The 17,374-nt window shown below is 59.3% G+C and carries 13 protein-coding genes; 8 read left to right on the forward strand and 5 right to left on the reverse strand.

Features of this window, described 5'->3' with window-relative positions; all coding sequences use genetic code 11:
• Window positions 1–18: 18 nt before the first annotated feature.
• Window positions 19–1,128: a THUMP domain-containing class I SAM-dependent RNA methyltransferase gene (locus BM234_RS08105; RefSeq protein WP_092062927.1), complete on the forward strand. Its 1,110-nt coding sequence runs from the start codon at window positions 19–21 to the stop codon at window positions 1,126–1,128.
• A 173-nt stretch (window positions 1,129–1,301) separates the two neighbouring features.
• Window positions 1,302–3,140: a sensor domain-containing phosphodiesterase gene (locus BM234_RS08110; RefSeq protein ID WP_092062930.1), complete on the forward strand. Its 1,839-nt coding sequence runs from the start codon at window positions 1,302–1,304 to the stop codon at window positions 3,138–3,140.
• 4 nt (window positions 3,141–3,144) lie between these two features.
• Here BM234_RS08110 and hemP read toward each other — a convergent pair whose 3' ends face one another.
• The 4 genes from hemP to BM234_RS08130 all read right to left on the reverse strand — a co-directional run bounded on the left by hemP (window position 3,145) and on the right by BM234_RS08130 (window position 8,157).
• On the reverse strand, window positions 3,145–3,306 hold the full coding sequence (gene hemP, locus BM234_RS08115) for a hemin uptake protein HemP (RefSeq protein ID WP_425439233.1): 162 nt from the start codon (window positions 3,304–3,306) through the stop codon (window positions 3,145–3,147).
• 158 nt (window positions 3,307–3,464) lie between these two features.
• A complete protein-coding gene (locus tag BM234_RS08120) occupies window positions 3,465–6,515 on the reverse strand; it encodes an efflux RND transporter permease subunit (RefSeq protein ID WP_092062933.1) in 3,051 nt (1,016 codons plus the stop codon).
• A 3-nt stretch (window positions 6,516–6,518) separates the two neighbouring features.
• Complete coding sequence (locus tag BM234_RS08125; protein ID WP_092062936.1) at window positions 6,519–7,562, reverse strand: efflux RND transporter periplasmic adaptor subunit; 1,044 nt, start codon at window positions 7,560–7,562, stop codon at window positions 6,519–6,521.
• 1 nt (window position 7,563) lies between these two features.
• The gene (locus tag BM234_RS08130; RefSeq protein WP_092062939.1) at window positions 7,564–8,157 is read right to left on the reverse strand and encodes a TetR/AcrR family transcriptional regulator; all 594 of its coding nucleotides are present in this window, start codon (window positions 8,155–8,157) and stop codon (window positions 7,564–7,566) included.
• A gap of 181 nt (window positions 8,158–8,338) precedes the next feature.
• On the opposite strand from BM234_RS08130, the gene tsaA reads away from it, so the two are divergent.
• Window positions 8,339–8,845 carry a tRNA (N6-threonylcarbamoyladenosine(37)-N6)-methyltransferase TrmO gene (gene tsaA, locus BM234_RS08135; RefSeq protein ID WP_425439234.1) on the forward strand — a complete coding sequence of 169 codons (507 nt, stop codon included), beginning with the start codon at window positions 8,339–8,341 and terminating at the stop codon, window positions 8,843–8,845.
• On the opposite strand, the gene BM234_RS08140 is transcribed toward tsaA, so the two are convergent.
• The gene (locus BM234_RS08140) at window positions 8,842–9,318 is read right to left on the reverse strand and encodes a MarR family winged helix-turn-helix transcriptional regulator (protein WP_092063320.1); all 477 of its coding nucleotides are present in this window, start codon (window positions 9,316–9,318) and stop codon (window positions 8,842–8,844) included. The two genes, tsaA and BM234_RS08140, sit on opposite strands and share 4 nt — an antisense overlap.
• A 237-nt stretch (window positions 9,319–9,555) precedes the next feature.
• Here BM234_RS08140 and ectA point away from each other — a divergent pair, with 237 nt between their 5' ends.
• The 5 genes from ectA to BM234_RS08165 all read left to right on the forward strand — a co-directional run bounded on the left by ectA (window position 9,556) and on the right by BM234_RS08165 (window position 17,373).
• Window positions 9,556–10,086 carry a diaminobutyrate acetyltransferase gene (gene ectA, locus BM234_RS08145; RefSeq protein WP_092062944.1) on the forward strand — a complete coding sequence of 177 codons (531 nt, stop codon included), beginning with the start codon at window positions 9,556–9,558 and terminating at the stop codon, window positions 10,084–10,086.
• 55 nt (window positions 10,087–10,141) lie between these two features.
• Window positions 10,142–11,428 (forward strand): diaminobutyrate--2-oxoglutarate transaminase, encoded by a 1,287-nt coding sequence (gene ectB / locus BM234_RS08150; RefSeq protein ID WP_092062947.1) that lies wholly within the window; start codon window positions 10,142–10,144, stop codon window positions 11,426–11,428.
• A gap of 5 nt (window positions 11,429–11,433) precedes the next feature.
• A complete protein-coding gene (locus tag BM234_RS08155; protein WP_092062950.1) occupies window positions 11,434–11,832 on the forward strand; it encodes an ectoine synthase in 399 nt (132 codons plus the stop codon).
• Window positions 11,833–11,866: 34 nt separating this feature from the next.
• Complete coding sequence (locus tag BM234_RS08160; RefSeq protein WP_092062955.1) at window positions 11,867–13,303, forward strand: aspartate kinase; 1,437 nt, start codon at window positions 11,867–11,869, stop codon at window positions 13,301–13,303.
• Window positions 13,304–13,497: 194 nt separating this feature from the next.
• On the forward strand, window positions 13,498–17,373 hold the full coding sequence (locus tag BM234_RS08165; RefSeq protein ID WP_175501224.1) for a sensor domain-containing protein: 3,876 nt from the start codon (window positions 13,498–13,500) through the stop codon (window positions 17,371–17,373).
• The last annotated feature ends 1 nt before the right edge of the window (window position 17,374 follow it).

The raw sequence follows: 17,374 nt of genomic DNA on the forward strand, positions 1-17,374 counted from the left end.
TGGCGCTAAGCCGAGCGCATGAGCGAAGAAACACACGAACTGTTCCTCACAGCCCCGCCGGGGCTTGAGGATGCCTTGCAAGACGAAGCGGCGGACGCCGGTTTTGCCGAACTTCAATCCGTTCCGGGCGGCGTGATCGCCAAAGGCGGGCTGAGTGAGGCATGGCGCGCGAACCTGGTACTGCGCGGGGCAACGCGGGTTCTGCTGCGGATTGGCAGTTTCCGAGCGATGCATCTAGCACAACTCGACAAGCGCGCGCGAAAGTTTCCGTGGGACACATGGTTGCGGCAGGATCAGCCGATGAAAGTCGAAGCCACGTGCCGACAATCCCGCATCTATCACGCAGGTGCCGCGCGGCAGAGAATCGAGCGGGCATTGCAGGAATCATTTGGCCTGACCATCGCCGATGACGCCGCGATCCGGGTGCTCGTCAGGATCGAAGACGATCTGTGCATTCTGAGCCTTGATACCTCTGGCGAACCGCTGCACCGGCGGGGCACCAAGGAAGCCGTTGGAAAGGCGCCCTTGCGCGAAACGATGGCAGCCCTGTTCCTGCGCCAGTGTGGTTATGATGGCCGCGAAACAGTCGTTGATCCGATGTGTGGATCCGGGACGTTCCTTCTGGAGGCTTCAGGTCTCCGTGCGGGGCATCAACCCGGAGCGCATCGCGCATTCGCGTTCGAGCAGTTCGCAGGTTTTGACCCCTTCGCGTTTCAGTCCATGCGTACCCTGCCCGCAGCCCTGCCGGACGGGATTTTTGCCTATGGGTACGACCGTGATGCAGGGGCGATAGAGCGTTCCCGAGCCAACGCCGAGCGGGCCGGGCTGTCGGAGCGCATTTGTTTTGAGACACAGCCTATTTCGGAACTGACACCGCCGGAAGGGCCTCCGGGACTTCTGATGGTCAACCCCCCTTATGGAGGGCGCATCGGAAACAAGCGTCTTCTCTTTGCCCTTTATGGTCAGTTGGGTCAGGTCCTCAAAGAGCGCTTCTCCGGCTGGCGTGTCGGACTTGTTACAAGCGAAACCTCGCTCGCCCGTGCCACGGGTCTCCCCTTCTTGCCCCCCGGCCCGCCGATTCCGCACGGCGGTCTGAAGATCCGGTTGCACCGAACGGGCCGGATCTAGCCCATCGAAACGCATCATTTTCCTTAACCAAAGGTTCATTGCGCACGGGCGTACTAACACTTTGTTAAGGAATGTGAGCGAACCGTAACCAGAACAAGTGCTACGAAAAGCGGGATTCGTCCCGACTATGCGGTTTTGTAGATTACGGAGGCGGCAGGGGCCGGAAGACCGACATGAGAGAAAGTTACGGCAGCACCACGGCATCCCGGGGGCTTCGGCACCGGCTGATGCGCTGGTTCGGCCGTTCGACGGAGGCAAGGGTTCACCCGTCGCGCCAAACGCTCCGCGGCATCATGGAAATCAGCCCGTCTCCACTGCTCCTCGTGTCGGCAAACGGTCGCATTCTGGAATTATCCCCGTCCGCCGCCGACTTGCTGGAAAGCGACACTCTGGCGGGTACGGACATCGACAAGCTGATTGCCCCCGAGGATTTGCCCGCGTTTCGCCAACTGTGCCGGGCAAATCGACAGTCCGGCGCCCCAGCCAAACTGCGCACCGTGCTCGCGGATGCCTTCCCGGTAGAGATTGCGGTAACGCCGCTTCGAATTTCGACACATACCGGCCTACGGGAAGCCTATCTGCTTGGCCTGACCAATATATCCGAGGTCGAAGTGTTGCGCTCGGCGCTGGAATACCGGGTAAACCACGACCCGCTTACGGGGCTATTGAGCCGGCAGGGTTTCCTACGGCGGGTCCACGCCGCGCATCAGGCGGGTGAACTTGGTCTGGTGCTTCTCGACGTCGATCACTTCAAAACCGTGAACGATAATTTCGGCCATGATACCGGCGATGCGCTTCTGCTTGCCGTGGCTGAGGCGCTGCGCAGCGCCATCGGGGCGAACTGCGCGGCGGGCCGGCTTGGCGGTGAGGAATTCGGCATCGTCTTCCCCTGTCGTGAGGACTCCGAACTGATCGACTTCGCCCAGAAGGTCCGAAAGACTGTGCGTCGCGCCTCCGTCGCCTGCGGCACGCGCCGCATCTCGCGCACATGCAGTCTCGGGGCGATCCTTCCCCCGTCTGACATGTCCGTCGAACAGGCCGTGACGCTTGCCGATGCCGCCATGTTGGAGGCGAAATCCATCGGGCGTGATCGCGCCATTCTTGCCGATGACGCCTTTATCGAAAGCCATGATGCCCGTGGTGGGGGGATCTCGATGGAAGAGATCCGCGAAGCGATCAACAGCGGTGCAATTCGCAACTATCTGCAACCAATCGTCGATGTTGAAACGCGTGAAATCGCAGGCTTCGAGGCTTTGGTCCGCTGGGAGAAATGCGACGGCAGCCTGATCCTGCCCGATAAGTTCCTCGGAAAATTCCTGTCCCTGACCCATGCCGAAGAAGGCGTCAGCCTGTTGCGCCGTCTGCGCATGCAGGTGATGGAGACGTTGACGATCGCACCCGGTGCCTATGTCGCCTTCAACGTGGAACTCGACAGTCTTGCCGTGCCCGGCGCGGCGGCACAACTCGCGGAGAGTTTCGGGCCTTATTGCGGCGGCGACAGGCCCATCGTTCTGGAAATCTCCGAGCGGGCCTTCAATGAGCGGCTTGATCTCAAGACCGTTCTGTCCGAGTTGGAGAAATTGCGCAGCACCGGATTCCGGCTCGCGCTCGACGACTTTGGCGCGGCTTCCTCGAACATCGCACGTCTGCTCGATTTTCCGGTGGATATCGTCAAGCTGGACAAATTGCTGATCAACGATTTGCTCAATGAGAGCACCACGCGCAAGCCGCTTTTCCCCATCGCCATGATGTGCTCATGGCTCAACGTGCGGATCGTGGCGGAGGGCGTGGAAGAACAGGCGCAACTCGAACTGCTACAATCTGCACGGATTACACATCAGCAGGGGTTTCTCTTCAGCCCCCCGCGGCCGGTTGAGGAAATCAACGCGATCAAGCTCACAATCGGGACCGATCCCGAGGCCAAGAGCGCCGATGTGCGCATACCGGAGAGCACAGCGGCCGCCGGAATGCTGGATGATGAACTGGCCGAACTGGATCAGATCGGCCAGTAACGCCTTATTTCGTCAGGATAAGCTTGCCGGCGCGGGTGATGCGCAGGGTATAGACCTGCTCCCCGAGAATGATCTGGGCTGTCTTGCCCCCATCGGTGAGTACTTCGGCATCATGCTGCGGCAGGGCCGCGGTCGCGCCAGTCGTCGATACAATGCGGTTCATCATGGCCAACTCCGTGTTCTGTCGCGCGCGCAGTGGCGCGCCAAAATAAGACTGACCGTTCAAAATCGGCCCTCAAGCTATAGTTGATAGAATCACTCGGAATTGTCAATCGCCCAACGGGCAGCCATAAACTTCTAAGGTCATGACTGCCCGAGAGTTGCTCAGGCGGCGCGTGCTTCGGCCTTACGTTCCTTGGGGAACACAAGGTAGTAGAACACCGGCGCAGCGATCAAAGTTAGGATCGTCGCAAAGCCAAGTCCGCCCATGATGGTCACCGCCATAGAGGCAAAGAAGGCATCGCCAAGCAGAGGCACCATCCCCAGGATCGTGGTCACGGCTGCCAGCATGACAGGCCGCAAGCGCGAGGTGGATGCTTCGACCACCGCATCGGTGAACTTCAACCCCTCGGCTCGCTTGATGTCGATCTCCTCGACCAGAACAATCCCGTTCTTGATCAACATGCCGGACAGGCTCAGCAGCCCGAGAAGCGCGGTGAAGGTGAACGGCAGGCCAGAGCCAAGCAATCCAAGCGCCACCCCGTTGACGGACATCGGCACCAGAAGCCAAATGACCAGCGGTTGCCGAAGTTTTCCGAAGAGCAAGATGGAGATCAAGACCATCACGAGGAGCGAAAGCGGAAGCTGCTTCCCGAGGCTTGCTTGGGCATCGGATGAACTTTCGTACTCCCCGCCCCACTCCATCCGGTAGCCTTCGGGCAACTCGATCGCCTCAATATCCGCACGGAGATCCGCGAAAACTTCAGCAGCATTCGCATCGGCCACGATATCGGCCTCTACCGCAATCGTCGGCAATCGGTCACGCCGCTGAATGAGAGTGTCCTGCACCAGATAGTCAAAGCCATCGATAAGTTGTTCCAGCGGAATGAAGGTGCTGGCTGGCTCCGAATATATGGGCTGATCGATCAGCGCGTGGACCTGAGCGTCGTTCCCGTCGGCGGTTCGCACTACAAGAGGTATGAGGCGATCATCCTCGCGATACACCCCGGCCCTTGTGCCGTCCGTCGCCGTTTGCAGCGCCTGAGCGACATCCTCACGGGCGACCCCTGCCGTTTGCGCCCGCTCAGCCGCATAGACAGGCTTTATCACAAGCTCCCGCTCTCGCCAGTTCGTACGCAGATTGACGAGGTCGTCTGACGCGGCCTGCATTCGCCGTGCGGCCTCTTCGGAAATCGCGCGAAGCGTATCCGCGTCCGAGCCGGAGAACCGAACCCCGATAGGGGCGCCGCCGCCCGGCCCGAAGGCAAGACGCTCGGTCCTGAACTCCCCTTGAGGAAGCGCGTTCTGGCCAAAGGCATCCAGATCGTCCCGAAGTTCCGGAATCTGGTCGAGTCGGTCCGTACGGATGATGAGGTGCCCGTAGCTGGGCAGCGCTTCTTCCGGCCCGTAGGTCAGCATGAAGCGCGTGGCACCACCGCCGACAAAAGTCGAAACGGATCGTACCTCTTCCCGCTCCAACAACCACTCCTCGACCATCGCCATATCCCGCGCCGTGCGCGCGATATCCGCCCCTTGAGGCAGTTTGTAGTGGACGTAGAAGAGCGGTGTGTTGCTGTCCGGAAAGAAGGCCTGTTTGACCATACCGAAGCCAGCATAGCAGGCGACGGTGATCACGATGAGGCCTGCAACCACCAACCAGCGCAGTTTAAGTGCCAATCGCAGCATGGCCGCATAGGCGCGAAAGATCGGGCCGTCATACTGGCCCGCTTCGCCCCCTGTTCCCTTCCGGAAGAAGTAGTGCGCCATGAGAGGGGTCGCGGTAATGGCGAGCACCCACGAGAGCAGGAGAGATATCCCGATCACGGCAAAGAGCGAGAACAGGAATTCACCCGTAGCGTCGGGGCTGAGGCCGATCCCCGCAAAGGCCATGATGCCGATCACTGTGGCCCCAAGAAGGGGGATCTGCGTCTTGCTGGCCACTTCATCGGCCGAGTCGCGGGCGGAGCGGCCGGACGCCATTTCGCCCTGCATCCCTTCGGCGACCACGATCGCGTTGTCCACCAGCATCCCCATGGCGATGATGAGCGCCCCGAGGGAAATCCGCTCCATCTCGATCTCGAAGATGGCCATGAAGAAAACCGTACCGACGACCGTCAGCAACAGGGTGATGCCGACGACGAGGGCCGCGCGCCAGCCCATGAAGAGCGCAAGCACGACCACAACGATGGCCACCGACATGGCAAGGTTCACAAGAAAGCCGTTGGCCGCATCTTCGACCACGAGGTGCTGTTGATAGATCGGGTGCAGTTCGACGCCGACCGGTATGTCGGCCATAAGCTGATCGATACGCGCATCGACCCTGTGCCCTACCTCCACGATGTTCAAGTCGGCCTTGCCGGCGACACCGAGGGTAAAGGCTTCCTTTCCGTTGAACCGGATCAGCATCTGTGGATCGGTCGTGCGCCCCCGATAAACATTGGCGACATCGGTGAGTTCGATAACCTCGCCCGCCACACCGATGGTGAGGCCCTGTATCTCTTCGACACTGTCACTTCCCGACGGGGCTTCAATGCGGATTTTCTGGCCATTCTGATCTATCGAGCCGGCGGAAACGACCGAGTTGGAGTTGGCGATCGCGGCGACGATGGCCGAAGGCGGCAAGCCAAGGTTCGTCATGATCGCGCGGTCCGGCTCGACATAAATCGCCTCGTCGGGAAGACCCGCAACAGCGACATCGGCCACCCCGTCAACGGCAAGGATCTCGCGTCGCAGGAAGGTCGCAAGATCATGCACTTCGGCATCGGTGAATCCCGGCGCGGTTACGCCGAAAAAGAGGCCGTAGACGTCGCCAAAGCTGTCGTTCACGAGCGGCGTTCCAACCCCTTCGGGGAGGTTCCCCTGCGCGTCGTTCACCCGGTTGCGCAGTTTGCTCCAGACTTCGGGAAGCTCGCTACCGTCATAGGTGCTCTCGATCTCGACGGAGATACGGCTGACCCCTGGTTTGTTTGAGGAGGTGATGAAATCCACCTCGGACATCTGCTGGATGGCGGATTCGAGTGGCTCGCTGACCTCCCGGGCCACTTGTTCCGCCGAAGCTCCCGGATACTGGGTGATGATGACGGCTGTCTTGATCGTGAAGGACGGGTCTTCGAGCCTGCCGATGGTGGCAAAACCCCAGATGCCGCCAAACAGCAGGCCGAGCATCAGCAGCCACGTCAAAAGAGCCTTGTCGATAGAGGCGCGGGCGATCTGCATGGTTTACTCCCCGACAGCGGTAAAGCGACGGACGGATTGACCATCCTCGAGAAAGGAGACACCGGTGGTGACGATCTCATCCCCCGGCTCCGCGCCGGACAGGAGTACGATCTGGCCATCGGAGCGCACGCGGATTTCGACGGGCACGCGGGTCACCGTGCCGGTCATGCCATCCTCGCCAGACGCATCATACCGCATGACGGACGGAGAGCGATCGGGCCCGAACAGAAGGGCCGTTTCAGGGACGAATATCTCGTCACCGATGCCATTTGCGCTCCGCGCGGTCACTGTCGCGGATGCACCGGGCAACAGCCAGTCTCCGGGGCTTTGCGCAAACGCGAGAGTGATGGAAAAGGTCTGACCGACCTGCGCTGTCTCCGCCTCATATTCGCGAATCTCGAGCGGATACCGGGCGTCATCACCGGGAAAGCTAGCTTCAAGCTCGATCCCCTGCCCCCCCTTCGCGCTTCGGAACAGCACCTCGGGCACGTCTATGTCCACGCGAAGCTCCGACATGTCATGCAGCCGCACAACCGGTGTACCGGGCGATACGGTTGCGAACGCGGGCACGAGCCTGCGGGCGACGAGGGCATCGAACGGCGCCGTCATCGTCGCGTCATCAAGCTGATCCTGCGCATTGCGGACGCTGACCCGGGCCAGCTGTTCTTGGGTGCGGGCGTCTTCGATCTGCACCTCGGGCACGTTTGCATCCGACAACCTCTCAAGCCGTGCAAGATCACGCTGCGCCTTTGCGAGGTTGATATTGGCCTGCTCTAAAGCAAGCTCAAAATCCGTCAGATCGAGTTGCGCGATCAGTCCACCTTCATCGATACGCTCGCCTTCAGTGGCCTGCATCTCAACGACTTGGCCGCCGACCTGAAATGCCAGATCGACGGTTTCACGGGCCTTTACCCGGCCGAAGAAACGACGCTCGATTGTTGCACCGCCTGAGGTCAGCTCCATGAGCTTGGCAGGTCGGGGCACATCCTGCGCAAGGGCGGGAAAGGCGAGGAACGCCGACAGGAGAAGGACAGTAAAACGTTTCATATCAGGTGCTTTCGTCAAAAGGGGGCGCCGCGCCAAGCCGGCCGTTGAGCGCGAAATCGGAAAAGGCACGCCCCATGGCGTAGGGGTCTATTCCGGGGGGAGACTGGACCCAGTAGCGCAACGCACCAATGAAGGCTCCAGTGAAGAAATGAGCTTTGAATCGCCGGGCTTCCGCGCTCCAGACCTTGTGATCAGGCACATCCGCGCGGACCATGATCCGCTCGACCACCGCGGCGAAACGGGGTTCGGGGGCGAGGTTGGGAACGCCTTGAAACAACGCGATCAGACGAGGATCATTCCGGTCGATCTCGGAAAAGACCGACGCGGAGAATCGCCCCATTCCCTCAAGGCAATCTGTTGCGCCGCCTCCGTCCATCATCGCCTCCATCCGCGCCTCTACTTCGACGAGGAGACCCTCAAGGTATTCGTCGAGCATATCGGTGAGAGCCGCGTAGTTGGAATAGAAGGTCGGCCGCGTTACGCGCGCCTTTGCGGTCAACGCCTCCACGGAGATCGCCGACAGGGGTTGCTCTGCAAGCAGGTCGCATAGCGCGCGATGAAGACGTATGCGGGTACGGCGGCGGCGAATATCCATGGCGCCTCATGTGCGCTTTCTTTTACATCTGTCAAGAAAGCCGTGTAGAAAATTCGACCCATTTCGAATTTAGTCACATTTTGGCTTGAGTATTTCTCTGTATACGCGGCACCTTGGCCCAAAAATGTTCTAAATGATAATTTTCAGGGGCGACCAGCCCCGCTCTGTTGAGGTGTGTTCGATGACAAACTCTTCCCCCATGGCGGGAACGACCGAACTGAGATCCGGCGAGCAAAGCGTCGGCTCGGACATCAAGGCCAACGCGACGCTGACATTCATCGGCAGGATCCGTACACCATTCCTCAGCCGCGAAGACTGCCCACGTCAGGGGCGGCTTGACGGGCCAGAGTGCAGGCTTGTGCTCAATCCCGAATGGGCGGACTCCTTGAAGGGCCTCGCTGATTATCGCCTTCTGGAAGTGCTCTACTGGCTTGATCAGAGCCGGCGCGACCTGATCCTGCAAAGCCCGAAGTTCGATGGGGAAACCATCGGCACATTTGCCCTGCGCTCTCCTTGCCGACCCAATCCCATCGGCACGACAATGGCCCGACTGGAACGGATCGAAGGCAACGAACTGGTGGTGCGTGGCCTTGATTGCCTGGACATGACCCCTCTGCTCGACATCAAGCCGGATCGCTGCCTGTTCACGGAAAAGGCCCCGGCCAAGGCCAGACAGAGCACTTTTTAGGTCGTCTTTCTGAAGTCAGCGGTATCAAGGACCGGCACCGCGTCCACGTCGGATGGGTCCAACATCGCTGCCACCCGCTCCAATGCCGACACGAGCATCGACTGCTCCCAATCCTCGAGCCCCTCGAAGGTCCGGACAAACCGTTGCTGCAGGGCATCGGGGGCGTCACGTGCCGTTCGCGCGCCTTTCTCGGTCACTTCGATATGCGTCTGACGACGGTCACGCTCTGATCTTTGGCGAAGCACCATCCCTTGAGCGACGAGTTTGTCGACCAGAGAAGTGACCGTTGCCTGACTGATCTTCATGCGGCGCGAGATATCAGTCGCCGTGCATGGCCGACTTTCAGAGACCAGTTGCAACACGCGGAACTGTGCGGCAGTCAACCCGGCGGCCTGAGCAAGGTCCCGGCCGTAGCGCTCTGTTGCCCGTAGAATCCGGCGCAAGGCAATCAGGCTGTCATCAGTACGATCCATGGTCTTCACCGCAAATTATGGGGACGCGCAGTTATGCCAGACTCCCTCCAGCCTCGCAAGATACACGAAAACCAAAGCATATGGAGTCCAGCATTTAAGCATTATACTTGGACTTCATTAGCATTTTGGGGCGCCAGAGACGCATTTACCGGGATTTTGGCCAAAATTTACTTAGCCTGTTGAAATATTTTCCAAAGCATTATATTTCAATGCTCGAAGCAATGAGAGGCCAGATCCATGCGTCATGCACGCGAGATGAAGCAACCGACCAAGATCGCAACCCTGCGCAAGCCCACCGCTGAGGATGGAGCTGCAATCTGGGAACTGATCCGGGAGTGCAAACCGCTCGATGAAAATTCGATGTATGCAAACCTGCTGCAGTGCGATCACTTTGCGGATACTTGCGTGGTGGCCGAGCTTGATGGCGAGATCGTCGGCTGGATTTCCGGGTATCTTGTCCCGAAGGATGACGCCCTGTTCGTCTGGCAGGTGGCCGTTTCCGGCAAGGCGCGCGGAATGGGCCTTGGCTCACAGATGTTGCAGCATCTTTGGAACCGAGACGACTGTTCAGGTGTTGAACGGATGAAGACCACTATTACCCAAGACAATGAGGCGAGCTGGGCGCTGTTCCGCAAGTTCGCCAAGAAGATGAATGGTGAGCTCTCATCGCAAGCGCACTTCAAAGAAAACGACCACTTTGCCGGTCAACACTCGACCGAACACATGGTGTCGATCAACGTACCAGTGGAGATGAAGAAGGCCGCCTGAGCGCGGCTTTCTCCTCCGCCCCCCCCTTTCACGCCGAAAAATCGAGGACTTTCCCATGCCGAAGGACACTTCGACATCCAAAGAGATATTTGCCCGTCGCGAATCCGAAGCACGCAGCTATTGCCGTAGCTTCGATACCGTTTTCACCAAGGCTCAGGGCTCTGAGTTGACCGATGAGGAGGGACGCACCTACATCGATTTCCTCGCGGGCTGTTCCTCCCTGAACTACGGGCATAACGACCCCGACATGAAGCAAGCTCTGATCGAGCATATCACCGCCGATGGCGTCACCCACGGCCTTGATATGTTTACAGATACCAAGGCGCGGTTTTTCGAGACCTTTGAGGAGAAAATCCTTGTGCCGCGCGGCATGAACCACAAGATCATGATGACTGGCCCGACCGGCACGAATGCTGTCGAGGCCGCCATGAAGCTTGCGCGCAAGGTGACCGGCCGCGACCAGATCATCGCGTTCACCAATGGCTTCCACGGCATGACGATGGGCGCATTGGCAGCGACCGGAAACGCCGGCAAGCGTGCCGGTGGCGGCATGGCGCTCAGCGGTGTCACGCGCATGCCTTATGAGGGTTCCCTCGGCGAGGTCGATACGCTCGCGATGATGGAAGCGATGCTGGACAATCCCTCAAGCGGTATTGATGCGCCAGCGGCCTTCTTGCTGGAACCTGTTCAGGGCGAAGGTGGTCTGAATGCCGCCTCCAAGGAATGGATCGAGGGAATTGGTCGTCTGGCCAAGAAGCACGGCGCCCTACTCATCCTTGATGATATCCAAGCAGGCTGTGGTAGAACGGGCACGTTCTTCTCCTTCGAGGATATGGACGTCGATCCGGACCTTATTCCGATGGCAAAATCGTTTTCCGGCATGGGCCTTCCCTTTGCTGCGTTGCTCGTGAAGCCGGAGCATGACATCTGGAAGCCCGCAGAGCACAACGGGACGTTTCGCGGGAATAACCACGCGTTCGTGACAGCGCGGATCGCGATCGAGAAGTTCTGGTCCGATGACAAGTTCCAACGCGAGATAGCCGACAAATCCCTCATGCTGACGAGCGGCCTTCAGGCTATTGCCGATGAGATCCCCGGTGCTGTCCTGAAAGGGCGCGGCATGATGCAGGGTGTCGATGTGGGTGATGGAGAACTGGCGGGCCGGGTTTGCGCGCGGGCGTTTGAGAAAGGCCTCGTGATCGAAACCTCCGGCGCACATGACGAAGTTGTAAAGGTTCTCGCCCCCCTGACGACGCCTGCGGAAACGCTCCGGCGCGGGCTTGATATCTTGCTCGAAGCGGTGCGCGACGTGAACACATCCACCAAGATAGCTGCGGAGTAACCGACATGATCGTCCGAGATTTCAACGAACTTAAAAACTCCGACCGCGCGGTGTCCGATGCGAAGTGGACCTCTGTCAGAATGCTGTTGGCCAATGACGGAATGGGGTTCAGCTTCCACATCACGACGCTTCAGGCGGGCTCGGAGCACCAGTTCGAGTACAAGCACCACTTTGAGAGCGTGTATTGCATCTCCGGAAAAGGGTCGATCACCGACCGGAATACTGGCGAGACTCACGACATCAAACCCGGAGTGATGTACGCCTTGGATAAGCACGACCCCCATATCCTCCGGTCCGAAGAAGAACTAGTGATGGCATGCTGCTTCAACCCGCCCGTGACGGGCACCGAAGTCCATCGCGCGGACGGATCATATGCCCCTGTGGATGAACTCGAAGAGAGCTGAGGAGGGTCCGGGCGATAGGTCCGGACGACCATACATGACCATTTCAAAAGATGAGTTCACCGTCGAGAAAATCGGCGGAACGTCCATGAGCCGAGTGAAAGAGCTTCAGGAAACGCTCTTCATCGGTGATCGGACGGAAGCGCAACTCTACAATCGGTGTTTTGTCGTCTCGGCGTTCGGTGGGATTACGAACCTCCTCCTGGAGGACAAGAAAACCGGTGAGCCGGGCGTCTATGGCCTGTTCTCGAATGACGATGCCGATCACGCTTGGCTGACCGCGCTGAACCGCGTGGCGGACGCCATGGGCAAGGCACATCGGGAGGCCCTCGACCACCCTGCCGAGATCGCGGCGGCAGACGAATTCGTCCGCGAGCGCATTGAGGGTGCCCGCAGTTGTCTTTTCGACCTGCGCCGTCTGTGTTCCTACGGGCATTTCCGGCTCGAAAACCACATGATGGTGATCCGGGAGTTGCTCTCGGGTTTGGGAGAGGCGCACTCAGCTTTCGTGACGACCCAGATGCTCCGGCGTTCGGGTGTGAACGCGCGTTTCGTGGATCTGTCCGGTTGGCGTGATGAAGCGGAATATTCGCTGGATGAGCGTATCCGTGCAGGGTTTGCTGACGTGGATCTGAAGACGGAACTGCCAATCATCACGGGCTATGCCCAATGCTCCGAAGGGCTCATGGGGGCCTATGACCGTGGCTATTCCGAGGTGACCTTCGCGAATATCGCGGCCTTGATGGGCGCGGCTGAGGCTATCATCCACAAGGAGTTCCATCTCTCGTCAGCTGATCCGAAGTTGGTCGGTGCTGAGAACGTTCGAAAGCTGGGACACACGAACTACGACGTGGCCGACCAGCTTTCCAATATGGGAATGGAAGCGATCCACCCCAACGCCGCCAAGATCCTGCGTCAGGCCGAAGTTCCGCTTCGGGTAACCAACGCTTTCGAGCCGGAAGATCCCGGTACGCTGATTGATGACAAACCGGCCGAAGGTAGCTCGGTGGAGATTGTCACGGGTCTGGGCGTCGTGGCGCTGGAAGTCTTTGAGCAAGACATGGTCGGGGTGAAGGGCTACGATGCCGCGATCCTTGAGGCGCTTAAACGGCACAAGGTCTGGATTGTCTCAAAGACATCCAACGCGAATACCATCGTTCACTATGTGCAGGCATCCCTCAAAACCGTGCGGCGCGTGATCGCGGATCTCGAAGAGCAGTTCCCATCGGCTTGTATCTCTGCGCGCAACCTCGCGATCGTCTCCGTGATCGGTCGGGATCTTACCGGATTGAAGGCGATGCGTCGCGGGCTTCAGGCGATGGAGGATGCAGAAGTCGAGGTGATTTCGGCACACCAAACCCCGCGAAGTGTCGATGTTCAGTTTGTACTGCCCAAAGACCGAATGGAAGCGGGGGTGAAGGCCCTCCATGATGCTCTCGTGGGTCGCGCAGAACGCTTGGAAGCCGCAGCGTAGCAAGCCGCGCCTTTGAGACACCGACAGCAGGCCCCGCGTGATTCCGCGGGGCCTTTGACGCACCCGCCGCGACGGGTTTCTTAAAAAACGATACGATTTCATCGGCTAGACCAAATGCTTTCTTAGCATTTTCAGCCCACGTTCCCTCAACTTGACCGCCTTACAGTGTCTTGATGGAGTGGAGCCGCGCCGGCATGGACAAACGGTATATTGACGCCAAAAACTGGTTCGACCGGATGTTTGACGGCGCGGATATCGCCGCCGGCATGATGACGCTTGATGGCACCATTCTCTCAGTAAATCCGACATTTTGTGCGCTTTTGGGCTATGAGCGCGAGGATCTTCTCGGGCAGAAGAACTATGAGGTCGTCTCTCAAGGAGCTATCCGGCAGCTTGAAAGCGAATTCGCCGCACGCCGCGGCCAGCGCGTATCCAGTTTCTCCACCAAGATGGAATTGCGGGGACGCGACGGAAAGCTACGAACCGTCCAAGCGACGCTGCGTACGATCAGGGACGAATACGGCCGCGCATTTGCGATACTAGGGCAGGCTTGGGATATCACCAGCGAGATCGATGCCCGATCGGCGGCCGCCCACGCACGGCACGAGCTGGAGCGGCACGAGCAAGTCCTTCGCCTGCTGTCAAAAAATGGCCAAGTCGGACTTTGGAGCTTTTGCCCTGAGTTGAACACCAGTTGGGCAAGCGACAGTTGGCTTGCGATGCTCGGCTATGAGCCGGGGGAAATTGAAGTCGATGCCGACTTCTTTTCCGACATGCTCCACCCCGAGGACCGGGACGGCACCTTGGCCGCGCTGCAAGACCTTCTGGACGGAGTTTCAGCCAACTATGCCGTAGACTTCCGTCTGCGTGGAAAGGATGGAGAGTGGCGATGGATCTCCTCCACGGCACAGAAATTCGACGGTGGGGCGGAGGGGCCTTCGACCCTGATCTATGGAATGCACATCGACATTTCGGGCCGCAAGCAACTGGAATGTGCGCTGGCAAGCTCCGCCCAGGCTGCGGAAGCGGCGCGACAGGAGGCCGTATCCGCGCGCATCGGAATGAAGCGGAATAGTGAAATTCTGCGCGTCTCCACCGAGAGCGGTAGCATTGTTCCCTGGCACTATGTCCCCGATACAAATGAGATGTGGGTCGGCGATTTCTTCTTCGAATTGTTGGGTTATGAGCCGGGTGAACTCGATCAGGCCACCAATCTCGTCGGCCTTTTGATCCATCCAGATGACGCTGATGAAACCGACGCGACATTTCAGGATCTCGTCGCCGGGCATAGCGATTTCTACAACGTCGATTTTCGTCTGCGCCACCGTGATGGAAGCTGGCGCTGGATGAACTCGACCGGGCGGCGGGTGAAACGTCTGGACGACTCCCTCCCAGTGCTCATTTGTGGAAGCTTCAAGGACATCTCCGACCGCAAAGCGAACGAACGACAGCAGGAAGAGGCGGCCCGCGCAGCCAATGCCGCACGATGCGATGCCGAGATCGCCCGCGAAGAGGCTCAACGCAGCGAAGAGCTTCTACGTACCGCCACCGATGGAAGCGGTATTGGGCTATGGCACATCATGCCCGATACGGGCGAATGCTGGTTGAGTGATCGTTGGTACACCCTTCTGGGCTTTCAGCCCGGAGAGTTTCCTCCGACGATTCCCGCCTTTCACGGTCGCATCCACCCCGCAGACCGGCATCACATCAGGATCTCCTATGAGGCGCTGCTGTTTAACGGGGCAGATTTCTACCAAGCCGACTTCCGCATGCGGCACAAGGATGGGAGATGGATCTGGTTCAGTGGGACCGCACGATCGATTTCTCATAGCAAAAGCCCCGTCGTCGCGGGCACCTTGATCGATATTTCTCTGCGGAAAGATCACGAAGAGCAGCTTCGGACTGCCGCGAGCGCCGCGCGTCTGGCGAGTGATCGGCTCAATACACTCTCCGACAATGCCCCCGGCGCGCTGTTTGAGTACCGGATTACCGCCGAGGGCAACATAAGCTGTACCTATCAAAGCGCGAAACTCGCCGGACTTTGCGGGGTTGCGGCGAGCGACATCGATGAGGAACCCATCTCTGCGGGACGACACATCCACACCGGGGATCGGGACCGGCTGATCGCACAGTTCCGAGCGGCCCAGCAGGACAACACCCGGTTTCAAAGCCGTTTGCGCATCGAGCACCCGAGGCGGGGTCTGCGCTGGCTTTTGGCCACGGCGATCCCTCACGAACAGGACGATGGCGCGGTGGTGTGGTACGGAAACCTGCTGGACATCACCGAACAACTGCAAAGCGAGCACCGAGCAAGCCTTGCCGCCCGAGCGGTCCGCACGGCCCATGAACGCCTGACGGACATCGCTGACAATGCGCCTGCGGGCCTGTGCGAGTTTCGACTGCATGACGACGGGCGCATAGATTTCCCCTATGCGAGCGAGCGATTTTGCGAACTCATGGGCCTGACACGCACAGAGCTTTCAGCCAACGGCACGCGGTTGATGGAGCGGCTAAAACCCAAAGACCGGCAGAAGATGCGCAAATCGCTTCTGACCTCAGCACGCACCATGAATTCCTGGGTACAGAAGGTAGAGATCGAGCACCCCACGCTAGGAAGCCGCTGGATCGGCGGTTCGGCCAGTCCGCGTCGTGATGCGGGCGGTACCATCCGTTGGGCCGGTGCCCTTTACGACATCACCGAGGACATGCGGCGAGAAGAAGAGCTTGAACGCGCACGCCTTGATGCTGAGGACATGCGCACACAGATCGAGCATCAGGCCTTGCACGATGTTCTGACCGAACTGCCAAACCGGCGCTACTTCGACCAGCAGATGCACGAACGACAATCCCGCGCCGAAAGCAGCGGCGAAAAGTTTGATTGCTCGCTCATTCGGATGGACCTGGACCATTTCAAATACGTGAATGACACGCTGGGCCATGAGGCGGGCGACCGGTTGCTCGTCCACGTGGCCGATATCCTGCGCAAGGAGATCCGAAAGGGTGATCTGGCGGCCCGCGTAGGGGGTGACGAATTTTCGATCCTGATGGCCCCGGGCTCCGGTCTCAAAGCCTCCAAGTCCCTCGTTGAGCGGCTGCAGAAAAGGCTACGGGAGCCCGTTCTATACAAGGGAAGGCAATGCCGCTACGGGGCGAGTTTCGGCGTGGCCTCGACCGATATGGTCGAAGAGATCGGCGATGACCTACTCTCCTTCGCCGACGTGGCTCTTTATCGCGCCAAGGAAAGCGGCCGCAATCGGGTCGAGATTTTCACCGGTTCGCTGCATCAGGACATCCTGAACGACCGCCGCCTCGCCACGGAGCTTCAGGACGGATTGGACCGAGAGGAGTTCGTTCCCTACTTCCAACCACAGGTTTCCGCATCAGACGGCCGTATCACAGGTCTCGAAGTCCTGGTCCGCTGGCAGCACCCCACGCGGGGTATTTTGCAACCCTCTGCCTTTCTCGATGTGGCAGAGCAGGTCCGTATGGTGCACGACATCGACCGGATGATGTTCGAAAAATCTCGCACCGCGCTTGCGAAGTGGCGCACGATGGGCATTACAGTTCCGAAGATCAGTTTCAACGTCAGTTCGGCCCGCATCCACGATCCCGATGTCCTGGATGCCGCATTCAGCATCGGCAACTCCGAAACGCGGGTCGCATTCGAATTGCTGGAGTCCATCCTGGTCGAGGAAGAGAGCAGTTCCTTCCGCTTCCATCTTGACCGGATAAAAGATGCCGGGATCGATATCGAGATTGATGACTTCGGCTCTGGCCATGCATCCATTATCGGTCTGATGGAGATAGAGCCGACCATTCTGAAAATCGACCGCAGGATCGTGGCCCCCGTTGAAAAGGGCGAGAAGGCGCGCAAGCTTGTCAGCGCGATCGTAGAGATCGGCCAGACACTGGGGATAGGAATCCTCGCCGAAGGTGTCGAAAATGCCGAACAGGCGCGCATCCTGCGAGATGTCGGCTGCGACACGCTTCAGGGTTTCCACTTTGCCACTCCGATGCCCGAAGCGCAGTTGCTGGACTTCATCATCGGCAGCGAAAAGCGCAGCGCCTGAC

The sequence above is a fragment of the Poseidonocella pacifica genome (genome assembly GCF_900111875.1).
GTDB lineage: Bacteria > Pseudomonadota > Alphaproteobacteria > Rhodobacterales > Rhodobacteraceae > Poseidonocella > Poseidonocella pacifica.